We start from the raw sequence: 14,856 nt of genomic DNA, 5'->3' as shown, positions 1-14,856 counted from the left end.
GTTTTTGGATTAAGGACTGCAAAGGTACAAGCCTTTGCGGAATTACCAAACGGTCAAGGCAATGTGTTGCTTACTTTTTACTTCAGCACCGGAAGTTTGAAGTCGTCTAAAGCGCTTGGTTTGGCCATAAGCGCCTCAATATCGGCTACTGTGCGGGGCGCATCTTTTGATAAATTTTCCCAGCCTTTGTCCGTCACCAGCACATCATCCTCGATGCGGACGCCAATATTCCACCACTTTTTATCGCAAGGACTATCCGCCGGAATGTAAATTCCGGGCTCAACGGTGATGACATTCCCGGCGCGCAAAGGCCCATAAGTCCCCCGGTCGTGCACATCAAGGCCTAAATAATGCGAAGTGCCGTGGGGAAAATACCGACGAGCCTCACTAGCATCCTTGACAATTCCCAACTTGATTAGCCCCTCGTTGATGACTTTCCGGGCGGCTTCATCCGGCGCGGCGAAGGCGTTGCCGGGCTTGCACTGCTCGAAACCGGCCTGCTGAGCAGCTAATACCAGCTCATAAATCTGGCGCTGTTCGGTGGTGAACTTACCGGTGGCGGGAATGGTGCGGGTCACGTCGGCGGTGTAGCCGTGATACTCGGCGCCGCAGTCCATGAGCACTAGGTCGTTGCCGAGGCGGGGCTTGTCGTTGACGGTGTAATGCAGCACGCAGGCATTATTGCCAGCACCTACAATGCTGGGGTAGCCCTCAAACTCAGCCCCGTACTTCTTGTACACGTACTCATGCAGGCCCTGCATTTCCATCTCCGACATATCCGGCTTCATGGCCTTCATCACTTCCTGCTGTCCTACAGCCGAAATCTGAATAGCGCGGCGCAAGTGCTTTAGCTCTTCTGGCGTTTTCACTTCCCGCATATCATCCAGCAGAGCCGACAAAGCCGAGCCATCGAGGCGGGAGGCGGGCAGGGCGGCCACGGCCTGTTTGCGCGTGTCGTCGGTGGTGGCTTTCAGGTAAGCTTGCAGGTAACGGTCGGAGGCTAGCTGGGGCTGCTCCTGGGCTAAATTAGTCAGGTAAGGGCCCAGGTTAGCCGCGGCGGGTGTGCCAGCATACTTCCGAATCAGCGTGTAGGCTTCGTTGCGGCTGGCGCTGTAGTCGGCGGGAAAATTTGCCCCCTGGCGGAAGGTTTGGATAAGGCTATACACGTCGCCGGGGTTAGCGGCATCGTCGCGGGCATCCTGGGGCTGATCCAGAAACAGCACTTGCTCGAAGCTGCTCCAGGGCAGCTTGGCGTTGGCAAATTCCTTGTTGTTAGCCACGTACTGTAACTTGAGTTGCTGCTTGGTACCCTCGGTGCCAAGGCGGCGACCCGTCCATTGTTCGGCCTTGGGGTCGCGCGGCTGCACGTAGAAGGCTTCGGTCACGCCACTTTGCCCCCCGATGGTCTGTGGCTCCTTAAACAGAACCAACACAGCATCGGGCTCGTCGTAGCCGGTGAGGTAGAAAAGGTCGGGGTTCTGGTGATACTGGAAGTCCACGTCGTTGGCCCGGTTGCGGACGGGGGCCGCAAACAAAACGGCAACGGAGCGAGCTGGCAGCTTTTGTCGCAGCAGCTCTCTCCGTTGCCGGTGAAAGGCGGGGTCCATGAAATCGGCGGGGCGGTCGGGGCCAGCGGCGCGCTGGGCGCTCACCTCTGGTGCTAAACTCGCCAGCAGCGTCGCTACGCAAGCGACACAGACCAGCCGGGGGGCATTTTTCAGCAAAGCTAGGAGCATAGTAACGGAAAGACTGCGAATAGCGCCCCAACGTTGCGTCGGGGCCGGGCAGTTCGCCCGGCGCGTCTTTCGGCTCCTAAAACTGCCGAAAAAACCTTAGTAAACGATGAAGCCTTTTTCCTTCGCCTTCTTCAAGGTGGCCATGATGCCATTCTTGTTGATGGTGCGGATCGTGCTGGTCGCTACTTTCAGGGTAACCCAAGCATCTTCCTCGGGAATATAGAAGCGCTTCTTCTGTAGGTTGGGGTAAAACTTGCGCTTCGTCTTGTTGTTGGCGTGCGACACGTTGTTGCCTACGCGGGTACGCTTGCCGGTTAGATCACAAACTCGGGCCATGATATCAGGAACTTAGAGGTTTCAGTACTGGAAAAAGGGACGCAAATATCGGTAAAAGTCCGACAACGTCAAACTGGGTTACTGAAAAATAGCAAGTTAGCTGCCCAAGGAGTCGCTGGGGGGCATTTTTTTCTCGCGGCCATAGCTCCACGGACAGTGTCGGCAGCCACTTTTGCAGCAGTATCCCCGCCGCCGGTGATACTGCTCGGTGAAGACCATATAGCCTTCGGGGGTGTAGTAGAAGTCGCCGGGTTGGAGGGGTAGCGGAGCTGCGGACATGAACTGTTAACAAGCTGGTGGGCAAAAGTACGACGCTTCGCTTGTTGTATCTTGGCCGCTTCATAGGTAGCTGGCGAAGGCTGGCGGCCGTGTTCGTATTCTTATTGATTTAAGTACCCGTCCGCATGATTACCAGTTCCCGGCGCTCTTCTCGCCTGCCTTACGTAGTGCTGGCGCTGATAGCCATGGCCGCTGTGCTTCCTTTCTTCTTGCTGAGCTACTATAATCATCCGTTTATGGATGATTATTTCAACGCTGCCAACGTGCGCACTACCGGGCTGTGGGGACAACAGGTAGAACTGTACATGAAATGGACGGGACGTTTTACTACCTCCTTTCTAGTAACGGCCGCCAACCCCATGATTTATGGGTGGTACGATGGGTTTCGACTGACGCCGGCTCTTACGCTAGCGGCCACGTTAGGCACCGTTTATTTGGGCCTACGTACACTCAGCGAGCGGCGGCTACCTCGGAGTCAAGCGGCGCTGGGAGCCGTTCTCTTTCTGCTGTTTTACCTGCACATGATTCCCGACACGTACTCGGCCGTTTACTGGTTTACGGGCTCGGTGGTGTACCATGTGGCTGGCCTTACCCTTCTGTTGGTATTTATTGCCTCGGCACGGGCCCGGCAAGCGGCAAGAGTCAGGGTCCGGCGCGGTTGGCAGTTCGTAGCGGCTTTCAGCGCCTTCGTGGCGGCTGCGGCCAATGAGATGACTTTGCTGCATCTGCTGCTGGGTTTGGCTATGTTACTGGGTGTGAATTGGTACCGTCGGCAGTGGCCGCAGGTACGCTGGTGGAGCGCTTTGTTGGTCCTGACTCTGGTGGTGGCCGTAATTACCGTGATAGCGCCCGGCAATATGGTGCGGATGCAGTATGAAGCGTACGCTAAAGACCCCAACCCTGGCAACGTGGTGCGGCAGGTGCTGGCCGCTATTCCCCGCGTGCCTAAGGGCATGATTCACTTACTGTTGTGGCGGGCAACTGCGGTCAAGCTGGTGCTACCAACGCTGCTCTGGCTGCCCGCCGTTCTGTACTGGCAACGACGCGGCTGGCTGAGCAGCCACGTACGTTTGCATTGGCACTGGGGGGCTTTTTTCATAGTCGGAAGCTACGCTTTGAGCATGTTGCTATTCTTGGGCGTCATGCGCCAAATGCCGCCCGACCGCGTGGTAAACGGCTTGCTACTGTTCTTGTTTCCGGTGGGTTTGCTGCTTATCTGGACGGATTTGGCTTATCGCGCCCAACCAATAAATTGGCAGCCACCCGCTTGGCTGACTCCTTGGGTTGCAGTGGCCTACGTTTCCATTTTTTGCTGCGTCGGCAAGCCTCGCCGGGCCTGGCAGGAGTTACTACTCAGCGCGCCCGCCTACGACCAGCAACTGCTGGCCCGCGAGCAGCAGCTACGGTCGGCATGGTCGCAGGGCATTGAGCACGTGGTTGTGAAGCCTCTTATCGGCGTAAAGCCCTACGGCGTATTGATCTCTTCCCTAGAAATGACCACCGACATTTATCACTACGTCAACTACGAAACGGCTTTATACTTCGACGTCAAAACCATTGTCGTAGACAAGGAGCTGGTACCGTTGGCTGATCCTGAATTTCAGTATTAGGAAGAGCTAAAAGGCTTTTTTACTTATCGAGTACCGACGTCGTCCTACTTCGGAATATTCTTCAGTTCCTTGAGCGTACCCGTACTACTGAAGTTTAGGTCTAGGTCCTTAGGATTTTCTTCGCCAGCAGACACCACTGCTTTGCCATCCAGCTTATACTCCGTTTGCTTGGCGCGGAACAGGGTTTTGAAAGCTACTTTGGGCATTTTTTTGGGCTGAAACTTCACCCGTATCGGTAGTATCTCGGTGCCTTTCTTGCGAAAGGTGACGCTCTTGTCATCCACGCCGCGCACGTCCAGGTCATCGCCGCCGACGCGGAAGCGATAGCTTATCCGCTTGACGGTCAGCGGAAATGGGTTGTAGTTGATGATGCGCAGGCGCACAACGGCTTCGCCTTCATTCAGGCCCATATCCGTGATGTCGACGCCGGCTACTTCCACTTTGGGCAGCTTGGGCACGTACACTTTCTTGCTGACTGTGACGGGAATACGCTCTTGACCGACGATGGGTAGATGCGTATAGAGAATCATGGTCATTTGCACGTCCACGCAGTCTTGTTGCACTTCTTTTACCTTGTCGGCTACTTTGCTGAGGTCCACATTTACGGGCACTTCCAGCTTACTCATACCGTTGGATTTTACTACCGTAGGCTCACTTTTGTCGCCGCGGGCCAGCAGTTCTCCGTCTAGGCGAGTCACGTAGCTGAAGCTATCCACGCGCATGGTGAGGGGCACATTATTGCGCAGCTCCACGGCCATAGTTGCCTTCACCGAATCGGGCGTGATGTTGCCAATTTGCATGGAAGCGTTGGCTAGCGTAGGCATCAGTTTTTTGCCCCCATCGGTAGCCACGTAAGTAATGCCTAGTCCCAAAACGACCAGCAACAGTAACCCGAGCAGAATAGAGAGCACCGGATGGCGGCGAAAAAAAGATTGGTTAGCCATTACACGTAGGATAAGTAAGAGTAGAATAGCGTCGAGCTCGAGCTCAACAGTAGCCATTTGATTATGGGCCTGCTTCTATCAGTACGGCAGGATGCGTACCTGTTGTTACGGTGGAGCTTGATCAAAAAGCCCCCCAGCACCCTTCCCAGCGTTTTTGCGTAATTTTAAGCCTGGAAATTATTCCGGCATTTTATCCCACCACTGCCCCACATATGGAAACCACGCCCGCTACCGCCCACCGCAGCCAGGAGTTCATGACCCTCGAAGACCGCTATGGCGCCCACAACTACCATCCCTTGCCGGTGGTGTTGAGCCGGGGCGAGGGCGTGCATCTCTGGGACGTAGAAGGCAAGCAGTACATTGATTTCCTGTCGGCTTACTCGGCTGTAAACCAAGGCCACTGCCATCCGCGCATTGTGGGGGCCATGATGGAGCAGGCCCAGCGCCTTACGCTCACCTCACGGGCTTTCTTCAACGACCAGCTTGGGCCCGCTGAAAAGCAGTTGTGTGAGCTGTTCAATTATGACAAAGCCCTGCTAATGAACTCCGGGGCTGAGGCCGTGGAAACCGCGCTAAAGCTGGCACGCAAGTGGGGCTATCAAGAAAAGGGCATTGCGCCCAATCAGGCGCGGATTATTGTGGCCGAGCACAACTTTCACGGTCGCACCACCGGCATTATCTCCTTCAGCACCGACCCCGACAGCACCGGCGGATTTGGTCCTTATAACCCTGGTTACGAGGTAGTCCCCTACGATGATTTAGAGGCACTAGAAGAAGCCCTAAAAGATCACCAAGTATGCGCTTTTATGGTGGAGCCTATTCAGGGTGAGGCTGGCGTAGTGGTGCCGTCCGAAGGCTATCTGGCCAAAGCCCAGGCTCTGTGCCGGGCGCATAAAGTACTGTTCATTACCGACGAAATTCAGACGGGTCTGGGTCGGACCGGCGAGTGGCTGGCGAGCTACTACGAAGGTGTGCACGCCGATATTCTAATTTTGGGCAAAGCCTTATCAGGCGGCGCTATGCCGGTGTCGGCGGTGCTAGCCCAAGATGCGGTGATGCTTACTATTCAGCCAGGACAGCACGGCTCCACCTTTGGCGGCAACCCGCTGGCCTGCGCCGTTATGCGGGCCGCTTTGGACGTAATTCGCGACGAAAACCTGGTTGAAAACGCCCGCGTGCTGGGCGAAGTATTCCGCGAGCGGATGCGCAAAGTGCAGCAGCAGCGCCCCGATGTAGTGGAGCTAGTGCGCGGCAAAGGCCTGCTCAACGCCGTGATTATCAAGCCCACCGATGATGGCCGTACCGCCCTGGATGTATGCGTGACGCTGATGGAGCGCGGCCTGTTAGCTAAGCCCACCCACGGCGACATCATCCGATTTGCCCCCCCGCTGGTTATCACCGAAGAGCAGCTGCACGAAGCCTGCGACTTGATCGAGTCGGTGCTACTGGCGTTCTAGGTATTTCTCCTCGCCCTTTGTAAGCGGACTTCTCCAAGCTGAGAAGTCCGCTTATTTTTTAATCTTCGATTTATGAGTTTGAGACTTTGGCGCTTCTGGGGGGCTTTTCTGTTGTTACCGTTTGTCGGCTGCCGGAGCGGGAAGGCAGCATTTACCTTTCAACCGCCCACCACGCAAACAGCGCCCACGGCCTACGTCAGTGTACTATCAGACAGTGCTTCCGCTATCATGACAACGGCAGCCAGCAAAACCAAAGCGGTATATGCGCGGGAAGTCGTAGCATCTGCATCCCGCCAGACCAAACACTTGACGCCCAAACCCGTCAAGCCCAAGAGCCTGGCGCAAACGGCGCTGCTGATTGTACAGTTCAAGAAGAAGCCTTCGGCGGCGTTGGCGTATCACGAAGTAGCAAACCGGGAAACATTCCACTTTCTGTTGGGCTTGAGCTTGATAGTTGGTGGAGTTGTGGCGGGCTTGCTGCTGGGCGGCTGGTTGGGCTTCGGCGTCGGGGCACTGATTGTATTGCTGGGATACTATTTCTTAGGCTTAGGCATAGGAGGCGAGCACGCGTGGACAGAAATCTTTCAGGAGTTTTTTAACCTCTAACCCAGGCGCGAATCATTTAGCTGAAGCCGTCAGATTGCGTGGTTTTACTTTCCCGCGCGGTGGCTGGGGACAAATTCACTTTACCTTATCGGCAACCTTACCTTTGCGGCAGTTGTTCTGTCCCGTCTTATTACTGAAAACAACCTATGGCGCTTATTCCCACGCACCGCCCCCGGCGCAACCGCAAGTCTGAAGTCATTCGCAATATGGTGCAGGAAACTAACCTCACCACCCACGATTTTATTTATCCTCTTTTCCTCACCGAAGGTCAGAACCAGCTGGTCGAGGTGAAGTCCATGCCGGGCATTTTCCGCTACTCCGCTGACCGCATCATCGATGAAATTGGCGCTTGTGTGGAGCTCGGCATCAAAGCATTTGCCCCATTCCCACAGATCAATGAGGAGCTGAAAGACCGCCTGGCCCGCGAAAGCGCCAACCCCGACGGCCTTTACCTGCGCACCGTAGCCGATATCAAACGGCACTTCCCCGAAGTGGTGCTCATGACCGATGTGGCCATGGACCCTTACAGTTCCGACGGTCACGATGGTGTAGTAGACGCCGAAAGTGGCGAGATTCTGAATGATGCATCCCTGGAAGTGCTCGGCCAAATGGCTCTGGCTCAGGCCCGCGCTGGCGCCGACATCATCGGCCCTTCTGATATGATGGATGGCCGCGTGGCTTTCATTCGCGATGTGCTCGACCGCAACGCGTTTCAGCACGTGAGCATTATGAGCTACACCGCCAAGTATGCCTCGGCATTCTACGGTCCCTTCCGCGACGCCCTAGGTTCGGCCCCGAAGAAAGGCGACAAGAAAACGTACCAGATGAATCCCGCTAACCGGCGCGAAGCCTTGCGCGAGCTGGCCCTCGACGAACAAGAAGGCGCTGATATGGTGATGATTAAGCCAGCTCTTAGTTACCTCGATATCATTCGAGAAGTGCGCAACCATACCACTTTGCCCGTTACGGCCTACAACGTATCGGGGGAGTACGCCATGGTAAAAGCCGCCGCCCAAAATGGCTGGGTTGATGGGGAGCGTACCATGATGGAAGTGCTACTTAGCATCAAGCGCGCCGGCGCGGACGCCATCCTGACCTACTTTGCTAAGGAAGCAGCGCAGGTACTGCGTCGCGGTTAGAACCACGATCTTTTCTTGTAAAAAGCCCCCCAGAATTATTCTGGGGGGCTTTTTTGTTAACTTGTTTGGCCTTAAACAAACGCGAGTAATTAGATCTTAGCTAACAGGCCTCAGACATCTATTGCTCAAATGGCCATCTTCCCAAGCGCCGACTCCAAAGTAAAAACACGACCACACCTGCTCCAATTACCACCAAGCCTGATAGCATAAACGCCGGCCCGGTGCTCCAAAAGATTAGGAGCCACACGGCTATAGCAATAAGAACAGGCAGCGGATATAGGGGCATTCGGAAAGGCAGGTGGGCTGTGCCCAGACGGCGCCGAAGTAGCATCAGGCCTACTCCTTGCCCTACAAACTGCACCAGGATACGCATGGCCAGAATAGCAGTAATGACCTCACCCAGCCGGAACAACAGACTAAAGACGAAACCCACGCCGCCCAGCATCAGCAGCGACACGTGCGGGAACTGTTTGGTGGGGTGCACTTTAGCAAATACTGGCAGAAACTCTCCATCGGCGGCGGCGGCGTAGGGAATCCGGGAGTAGCCCAGCAGCACGGCAAAGAGCGAGGCAAACGCCACCCACAGCACTAGGGCTGTAGCCAGCTTAGCGGCCGTGCTGCCATAAATCGTCTCGACAAAGGTGCTCACGATGAACTCCGAGTGCTGTGCCTCCTGCCAAGGAATAACGGTACCCACGCTCCAATTCATGAGCAGATACAACGCCGCAATACCCACGATGCTCAGGAAGATGCTGCGCGGAATTACGCGCTCAGGATTGCGAATTTCGCCCCCCAGGTGGCACACATTGTAGTAGCCCAGGTAGCTATAGATGGTTTTTACCGCAGCTTGCCCCAGCGCCACCGAAAACAGCAGACCCGGCAGCTCCGAAATGCCCCCCGTCGGCAGCCAGGCAACAGTATGATTTGAGTGAGTGAGTCCGCCAAAGATGAGCCAGGCCATGAGGCCTAGCACGCCTACCCACAGCAGCACTCCCAGCCGCCCAATGTCATCGATGCGGCGGTAGAGCAGCACAATAAGCACCAGAACCACCGTCCCGCTTACCAGTTTGGGCTGCCACCACTCGGTAAGCGGCACCAAGTAGCCAAAATATTGAGCGAAGCCAATAGCCCCCGACGCTACCACCAGCGGCGCCTGCACCAATGTTTGCCACACGTACAGAAACGACATTAGTCGGCCCCACTTGGCCTCGCCGTAGGCCAGCTTCAGGAAGCGGTAGCTACCACCGGCCTCGGGATAAGCAGCGCCCAACTCGGCCCACACCATACCATCTACCACGGCTAGGGCCGCGCCAACCATCCAGGCTAGCAGAAAGTACGGCCCCATCAGGTGCATGACCAGCGGCAGCACCACAAATGGCCCGATGCCCACCATGTCGATCATATTCAGGGCAGTGGCTTGCACCAGCCCTAAGTCGCGACGAAGAGTAGGGGTCTTTACGGAGTCGAGTTGAGGCATAGGAGGGCGAGAAGGCGAGGTCGGAAGATGTGCTGGCCGACGCTGTAAAAGTCGGAGAAAAGTGGAATGTTCGGCCAGTAGCCGAGCTTGCTACGATTTTGGGCGTCTGGGGGGCATTTTTAAATAGTCGAATGATTTATTTGCAGACCACTCTTCAGATGTAGGTGCACCCACTCTTCTCATCTTACCAACCTCAACCCCTTAGTCTGCGTAGCTGTCAACTTCTTTGTCCTTTACTTTCCTATGGGCAACAACGTCGAATCGAAAAATGCCATTTACGGTGCTCTTGGCGCCAACATAGTCATTGCTAGCTCCAGCGTCACTTATAAGGCCTTGGCTTAGCGCACAGCAGCGGCCAGCAACAAGCTCAGCCTTTGCATACTTCGTCCTAGTTATTACGCCCCTATGCACCAATTCCTAAAAAATGCCCCCCAGAACCCTTTTCAATCGTTCTGGATGGGTGGCTATGAATGTACTGATCAGCTGAATGCTTTCGGCAACCGCGTTGATTTCCTGCACCTAACCGGCCATTTTCAAAAGCTGGATGAAGATTATCAGGCCCTGAGCCCGTTCAATATTCGCACGGTGCGGGAAGGTATCCGCTGGAGCCAGGTAGAGCGCACGCCTTACCACTATGACTGGAGCACCGTAGCTTCAATGCTCGCTACCGGGCAGCGCTACGGCGTGCAGCAAGTGTGGGACCTCTGTCACTTCGGCTACCCCGACGACCTGACGCCCCTGCACCCCATGTTCGCGCGGCGCTTCGCCGCGCTCTGTCGGGCCTTTGTGGAGTTTTACCGCAGCCAGCGTCCCGACGATGTGCTCATCGTGACGCCCATCAATGAGGTTAGTTTTATGTCGTGGCTGGGGGGCGATGTGCGCGGCACCTCGCCGTACTGCGTAGGGCAGGGCTGGGAAGTGAAGTACGGGCTGATGCGCGCCTATATAGAAGGCACCGCCGCTCTGCGCGAGGCCGACCCCAGCATCCGTATTCTCACCACAGAACCACTTATCAACGTCGCGGCGCGGCGCGGAGCTAGCCGCGCCGAGCGCGAGCGCGCAGCAGCACATACTAGCCATCAGTTTCAGTCGGTAGATATGCTGGCTGGCCGTATGTGTCCTGAGTTAGGCGGCTCACCGGATTTTCTGGATATTCTGGGCTTCAACTTCTATTATGATAACCAGTGGCATATAGATCCGCACCAAACCTTAGGCTGGAATGACACCCCTCCTCATCCGCGCTGGAAACCGCTAAGTGCGCTGTTACAAATGGCCTACGAGCGTTACCATCGCCCCGTGGTGCTTACGGAGACCAGCCATCCAGGCCTCGAACGGCCCCTGTGGATACAGCACCTTGTTAAGGAGTGCACCAAGGCTTTGCGTAAGGGCATACCCCTGTGGGGCGTGTGTCTCTATCCCATCATCGATAGGCCCGACTGGGATTTTCAGGATAACTGGCACCACGCCGGCCTTTGGGATGCTAAGCTAATGCCCGACGGGCCACCCCAGCGCATTCTTTATAAGCCTTATGCTGACGAGTTGCTAAAGGCCCAAGGGCAGATTGCAGCAGTGCTGGCAGCGACGAGAGCTGTTGCGCTGGTATCCGCACAGAAGACTTCTACACTTCTCTAATGACCACCTATTTATTCTGCATCACTGCGTTGATCTGCTGATTGATGCAGGCAGCAATGTGATTAGCATCCTTGCAGATAAGCTTGCGCTGAATGATAGCCGTAATGGTTTCGAGGTCTTGCTGCTGATGCAGCCGCTCGGCCAGGGCCAGACTGCGGTGCAGCGCGTCGTTGCAGGCATTGTATACAGCATTCCACATAGCTGATGAAGCCGCCGCGTCGGGGCCCAGCGCCTGGCGTAGGTCTAGCAAGCGAATGGCTACTCCGGCTAGGTTGCTCAGCACCTCGCGCTCGGTGGGTGAGAAAGTACGCGGCCGTCGCCCTACCACGCATAGGCTGCCGATGTTCTCGCCATTGCTTCCTTTGAGAGAAGTGGCGGCATAAAATCGGAAGTTGAGGGCCCGCGTCACGAAAGGATTTGCCAGCTCGAGCGGCTTGGGGGCCATTTCTTCGAGCAACGCAGCTTCATCGTGCCGGATAGCGGCCGTGCCGAATTCCCCCTCAGTAGTGGTCCAGGCGGCGCCTAAGCCTTCGGAAGCGCTCATCATTGCGTTGGTCTCGGCTGTCATCAGAGAAATCAACGCAACGGGTACATCCATCAGGGCAGCCGTTAAGCACAATAAGTCATCGAACAGGTTTTCGGGTAAGGTGCGCAGTAGTTCGTAGCGGCCTAAGATCCGCATCCGATTCAACTCGCCAGATGAGGTGAGCACCTGTTCCTTATCTTTCATCTACCTGATTTATAACTATAAAGGGTGAAATTGGAGTTTAAAAATTCTCAGAATACCCCTTTACGTTACTCTTTCACTTTTTAATTACTTTCTGCCTAAAAAATTATTCACGTACCGAGGTCGGCGGTACTTTTCCCACTGCTTTGGGCTTATTTAATCGGTCAGTAGCACTTATAAACGTTAGTAGCTGCCGATAAATTACGTTGTGCTGCCAATACAGCTGCAATACCATCGGAACGTGCTTTTTGCCCGGCAAAACTGAGAACTGAGGCTCAAAGCCGAGTTGCTTCAGCTGCTGCCGAAACTTTTCGCTGCTGTTAGCGATGGAAGGATACGTTTCGCCGCCCACGAAAGTCAGAAACGGCGGGCTAGCCGGGGTTAAGTAATACAGCGCTGATACTGCCTTCCAACCTTCGGGGTCGCGGCCGAAGGCGGTGAGGTACTGCTCGTCGCCGGCATACTGCTTTTTGAGCAGATAATCATACATATCCAGGCCGGCTGCATCATTAAGGATAACTCCTCGAACTGGATTGTGCGGTTGACCCAGACGAGCGAAGTAGCGGTTGTCGGTGGCTAACAGGGCCGCCAGACCGCCACCCGCCGAGTGGCCCATCAGAAACAGATGCTGGGGGTCGCCGCCGTACTCGGCTATGTGCTGCTCGGTCCAGCGCACGGCGCGGGCACAGTCTTCGGCCATAGCAGCCACCTGCACCTGCGGCGAAAGTCTATAATTGATAATAACGGCCACTACGCCCTGCTTGGCCAGCCGTCGCCCAATGAAAGTGTAGATATTTTTGCTACCACTATCCCAATTTCCGCCGTGAATAAAAACCACTACGGGCCGCGGAGCTCCGGCGCGGCGTGGTGCATACACGTCGAGGCGGTGTCGCTCGGTGGAAAAACTGGAATCGGTGGCAGGTACGTAGGCAATATCCTGAGTGCGCCGACTAGGCCGGGCTACGGCATATTCGTTGGCCACTACAATTAATAAGAGCAAGATGAGCACCGCCGGCAAAACCAGCAAACGGGAGAAAAGCATAGCAAAACGATGAGAACGAACAGCTGAAGCCAATGTGGCCTGATTAGCCCGCATATACTCTCTCCGGCTCGCACCGGTTTGTGCGCACGCCCTAGTCAGCCCGAAATTGCCCCCCAGACTGGTGCCATAGCCTAGCTTCTTCAGGCCGTAATCAGGGTAAAACCAATAATCGTAGGTAGACTATCCTTGGGTTGTGGGCGTTATATTTGTCGGTAGCTCACTCAGCCTTTGCTGGCTGGGGGGCAATTATTGGCTTTTCACCTCCATCTACTGCATGAAAAATGTTTTGGTGCTGGCGGCTTTGCTGCTGGCTTTTGGCGCCACTCCCACCTTGGCCCAACGCAAGAACAAGAAAGATAAGAACGCCGCTACGGCCTCAGTTAGTAAGGCCAACCGGCTGCTGCCCCTGTTTGGTGGTATCGGGCCGGCCCAGGCAGAGCAGGTGGTAGGACCCAACTTTTTGGCTGACATCGACCGCAACTTTGCTTCCCGTGCCGAGGCCAGCAAGTTTTTTTCCACTAAAGGATTTGAGTATCTAACCGAGAATCAGCCAGATACGGCCATATACCGCTTCAACCTGGCCTGGCTTCTCGACCAGAAAAATGCGGATGCCTACCGCGGCCTAGGCGTGGTAAAGAGCAGCAACCCTACCCCCGATGAGTCTATTCAGCTATTGAGCCAAGCCGCGGCGCTTGCGCCCACCGACGCGCTCATCCTTAGCGACTTGGGAGCCTTGTATCTTATTCGCTACGAGCAGTCTAAAAAGAAAAAGGACTTGGCTACCGGCATGGAGCATATGCAAAAAGCCATCACGGCCGACCCAAACAATGCCGTGGCCTGGCAGCAAATGGCGCGGGGTTATTATTTCCAGGAAGACTACACCAAAGCTTGGGAAGCCGTGCACAAAGGTCAGGGCCTGAACATGGCCAGCACCGACTTTAGCTTTATTGGTGAGCTGCTGGCCAAGCAGCCCGACCCTACGGGCAAGTTCAAATAAACCTACAGCTGATAGCGTTAGGCAACGACTTGACAACGACCCGCGTATGCCGGGGCTACTTCAACTTGTCTTTGCCCGTGAAACTTCGTTTGCTTTCTCTCAGCTTTCTGCTGTTCTGCTCTTTAGCCCTCTCTTACACGGCCGCCGCGCAGGGGCCGGGGCAGCAACGCCGCTACTTTAGCCAAGCCCGACCATATTATCGTGGCCCCGTAAGCGTGACCCTAGGTGGCGGCGTGGGCTTATACAAAGGCGACTTGGGTGGCTTGTCGCAGAACTTGCCGGGGCCGAGCCTGAGCTTGGGGCTGCTGTACTTGTTGCGTCCGCACCTATTGATTGGCGGTGAGGGTACAGTCTTTCAATTGGGCGCTACCGACCAGTTGCCCGAGCGCAGCATCGCTTTCCGCGGGCGCAATGCGATGGCTACTACTTTCTTGCGCTATGAGCTGCTGCGCGACGAATCACAGTTTGCTGCTCCGCGTGGGCCGGCGGCCGTTATCAAGCCGTATCTGAAAGCTGGCGTAGGCTTTTTATTGTTTGATCCGCAAGCTTACATAGGTACCGGACGGCCAGCTGTCAACCAAGTATACTTGGCACCTGAAAGCAATGCTTATCCCGACGTAGCTATTGTAGCTCCTCTGGGCGCTGGCCTCACCTTTCGCCTCACGCGCAACTTTAGCGCTTCCGCAGAAGCAGCCTACTACCTCACCTCTACTGACCTGCTCGACGATGTAAGTGAACGAGGTAATTCCAGCAAGCGGGATGGCTTCGGTATTGTGGAGCTGAAAATTGAGTATGCTATTCGTTAGTAGCTAATTAGTATCAAAAAGCCCCCCAGAAGGAAAAAGGCCCGTCGCACGACGGGCCTTTTTCCTTC

General features: G+C 55.5%; 14 protein-coding genes. 7 read left to right on the top strand and 7 right to left on the bottom strand.

The window, feature by feature from the left end; translation table 11 throughout:
- Positions 1 to 77: 77 nt before the first annotated feature.
- The 3 genes from ACW9KT_RS02225 to ACW9KT_RS02215 all read right to left on the bottom strand — a co-directional run bounded on the left by ACW9KT_RS02225 (position 78) and on the right by ACW9KT_RS02215 (position 2,351).
- Positions 78 to 1,736, bottom strand: coding sequence for an aminopeptidase P N-terminal domain-containing protein (locus ACW9KT_RS02225; protein WP_457077759.1), 1,659 nt, complete (start codon positions 1,734 to 1,736; stop codon positions 78 to 80).
- A 96-nt stretch (positions 1,737 to 1,832) separates the two neighbouring features.
- The gene (rpmB, locus tag ACW9KT_RS02220) at positions 1,833 to 2,072 is read right to left on the bottom strand and encodes a 50S ribosomal protein L28 (RefSeq protein ID WP_133271380.1); all 240 of its coding nucleotides are present in this window, start codon (positions 2,070 to 2,072) and stop codon (positions 1,833 to 1,835) included.
- A 96-nt stretch (positions 2,073 to 2,168) separates the two neighbouring features.
- On the bottom strand, positions 2,169 to 2,351 hold the full coding sequence (locus ACW9KT_RS02215; RefSeq protein WP_457077758.1) for a DUF5522 domain-containing protein: 183 nt from the start codon (positions 2,349 to 2,351) through the stop codon (positions 2,169 to 2,171).
- Positions 2,352 to 2,476: 125 nt separating this feature from the next.
- On the opposite strand from ACW9KT_RS02215, the gene ACW9KT_RS02210 reads away from it, so the two are divergent.
- Positions 2,477 to 3,961, top strand: coding sequence for a DUF6056 family protein (locus ACW9KT_RS02210; RefSeq protein ID WP_457077757.1), 1,485 nt, complete (start codon positions 2,477 to 2,479; stop codon positions 3,959 to 3,961).
- A 44-nt stretch (positions 3,962 to 4,005) separates the two neighbouring features.
- Here the strand turns inward: ACW9KT_RS02210 and ACW9KT_RS02205 are convergent, their stop codons facing one another.
- Positions 4,006 to 4,905, bottom strand: a complete 900-nt coding sequence (locus tag ACW9KT_RS02205) for an LEA type 2 family protein (protein WP_457077756.1) — start codon at positions 4,903 to 4,905, stop codon at positions 4,006 to 4,008.
- Positions 4,906 to 5,117: 212 nt separating this feature from the next.
- On the opposite strand from ACW9KT_RS02205, the gene rocD reads away from it, so the two are divergent.
- From rocD to hemB, 3 genes are all read left to right on the top strand, one after another.
- Positions 5,118 to 6,362 (top strand): ornithine--oxo-acid transaminase, encoded by a 1,245-nt coding sequence (gene rocD / locus ACW9KT_RS02200; RefSeq protein ID WP_457077755.1) that lies wholly within the window; start codon positions 5,118 to 5,120, stop codon positions 6,360 to 6,362.
- A gap of 72 nt (positions 6,363 to 6,434) precedes the next feature.
- Positions 6,435 to 6,968, top strand: a complete 534-nt coding sequence (locus tag ACW9KT_RS02195; RefSeq protein WP_457077754.1) for a hypothetical protein — start codon at positions 6,435 to 6,437, stop codon at positions 6,966 to 6,968.
- A 146-nt stretch (positions 6,969 to 7,114) separates the two neighbouring features.
- Positions 7,115 to 8,107: a porphobilinogen synthase gene (hemB, locus tag ACW9KT_RS02190; RefSeq protein ID WP_457077753.1), complete on the top strand. Its 993-nt coding sequence runs from the start codon at positions 7,115 to 7,117 to the stop codon at positions 8,105 to 8,107.
- Positions 8,108 to 8,225: 118 nt separating this feature from the next.
- Here the strand turns inward: hemB and ACW9KT_RS02185 are convergent, their stop codons facing one another.
- Positions 8,226 to 9,584 carry an APC family permease gene (locus ACW9KT_RS02185; protein ID WP_457077752.1) on the bottom strand — a complete coding sequence of 453 codons (1,359 nt, stop codon included), beginning with the start codon at positions 9,582 to 9,584 and terminating at the stop codon, positions 8,226 to 8,228.
- A gap of 405 nt (positions 9,585 to 9,989) precedes the next feature.
- Between ACW9KT_RS02185 and ACW9KT_RS02180 the strand changes: the two genes are divergently transcribed.
- Entirely contained in the window at positions 9,990 to 11,216 is a 1,227-nt protein-coding gene (locus ACW9KT_RS02180; RefSeq protein WP_457077751.1) for an amine oxidase, read from the top strand.
- A 7-nt stretch (positions 11,217 to 11,223) separates the two neighbouring features.
- Here the strand turns inward: ACW9KT_RS02180 and ACW9KT_RS02175 are convergent, their stop codons facing one another.
- Positions 11,224 to 11,946, bottom strand: a complete 723-nt coding sequence (locus ACW9KT_RS02175) for a GAF domain-containing protein (RefSeq protein ID WP_457077750.1) — start codon at positions 11,944 to 11,946, stop codon at positions 11,224 to 11,226.
- A 103-nt stretch (positions 11,947 to 12,049) separates the two neighbouring features.
- Entirely contained in the window at positions 12,050 to 12,985 is a 936-nt protein-coding gene (locus ACW9KT_RS02170; protein WP_457077749.1) for an alpha/beta hydrolase, read from the bottom strand.
- A gap of 274 nt (positions 12,986 to 13,259) precedes the next feature.
- Between ACW9KT_RS02170 and ACW9KT_RS02165 the strand changes: the two genes are divergently transcribed.
- Together ACW9KT_RS02165 and ACW9KT_RS02160 are read left to right on the top strand one after the other, a co-directional pair.
- The gene (locus tag ACW9KT_RS02165; RefSeq protein ID WP_457077748.1) at positions 13,260 to 13,982 is read left to right on the top strand and encodes a tetratricopeptide repeat protein; all 723 of its coding nucleotides are present in this window, start codon (positions 13,260 to 13,262) and stop codon (positions 13,980 to 13,982) included.
- Positions 13,983 to 14,059: 77 nt separating this feature from the next.
- The gene (locus tag ACW9KT_RS02160) at positions 14,060 to 14,788 is read left to right on the top strand and encodes a hypothetical protein (protein ID WP_457077747.1); all 729 of its coding nucleotides are present in this window, start codon (positions 14,060 to 14,062) and stop codon (positions 14,786 to 14,788) included.
- Positions 14,789 to 14,856: the final 68 nt, after the last annotated feature.

It is taken from the genome of Hymenobacter sp. HD11105, from assembly GCF_054051685.1.
This window is presented reverse-complemented; position numbering and strand designations above follow the sequence as displayed.

Excerpts from the sequence above, each read along its gene's own strand:
- rocD (WP_457077755.1), top strand. The coding sequence starts at position 5,118 with ATGGAAACCACGCCCGCTACCGCCCACCGCAGCCAGGAGTTCATGACC.
- ACW9KT_RS02185 (WP_457077752.1), bottom strand. The coding sequence starts at position 9,584 with ATGCCTCAACTCGACTCCGTAAAGACCCCTACTCTTCGTCGCGACTTA.
- rpmB (WP_133271380.1), bottom strand. The coding sequence starts at position 2,072 with ATGGCCCGAGTTTGTGATCTAACCGGCAAGCGTACCCGCGTAGGCAAC.
- ACW9KT_RS02165 (WP_457077748.1), top strand. The coding sequence starts at position 13,260 with ATGAAAAATGTTTTGGTGCTGGCGGCTTTGCTGCTGGCTTTTGGCGCC.
- hemB (WP_457077753.1), top strand. The coding sequence starts at position 7,115 with ATGGCGCTTATTCCCACGCACCGCCCCCGGCGCAACCGCAAGTCTGAA.
- ACW9KT_RS02215 (WP_457077758.1), bottom strand. The coding sequence starts at position 2,351 with ATGTCCGCAGCTCCGCTACCCCTCCAACCCGGCGACTTCTACTACACC.
- ACW9KT_RS02175 (WP_457077750.1), bottom strand. The coding sequence starts at position 11,946 with ATGAAAGATAAGGAACAGGTGCTCACCTCATCTGGCGAGTTGAATCGG.
- ACW9KT_RS02210 (WP_457077757.1), top strand. The coding sequence starts at position 2,477 with ATGATTACCAGTTCCCGGCGCTCTTCTCGCCTGCCTTACGTAGTGCTG.
- ACW9KT_RS02170 (WP_457077749.1), bottom strand. The coding sequence starts at position 12,985 with ATGCTTTTCTCCCGTTTGCTGGTTTTGCCGGCGGTGCTCATCTTGCTC.
- ACW9KT_RS02180 (WP_457077751.1), top strand. The coding sequence starts at position 9,990 with ATGCACCAATTCCTAAAAAATGCCCCCCAGAACCCTTTTCAATCGTTC.
- ACW9KT_RS02225 (WP_457077759.1), bottom strand. The coding sequence starts at position 1,736 with ATGCTCCTAGCTTTGCTGAAAAATGCCCCCCGGCTGGTCTGTGTCGCT.
- ACW9KT_RS02205 (WP_457077756.1), bottom strand. The coding sequence starts at position 4,905 with ATGGCTAACCAATCTTTTTTTCGCCGCCATCCGGTGCTCTCTATTCTG.
- ACW9KT_RS02195 (WP_457077754.1), top strand. The coding sequence starts at position 6,435 with ATGAGTTTGAGACTTTGGCGCTTCTGGGGGGCTTTTCTGTTGTTACCG.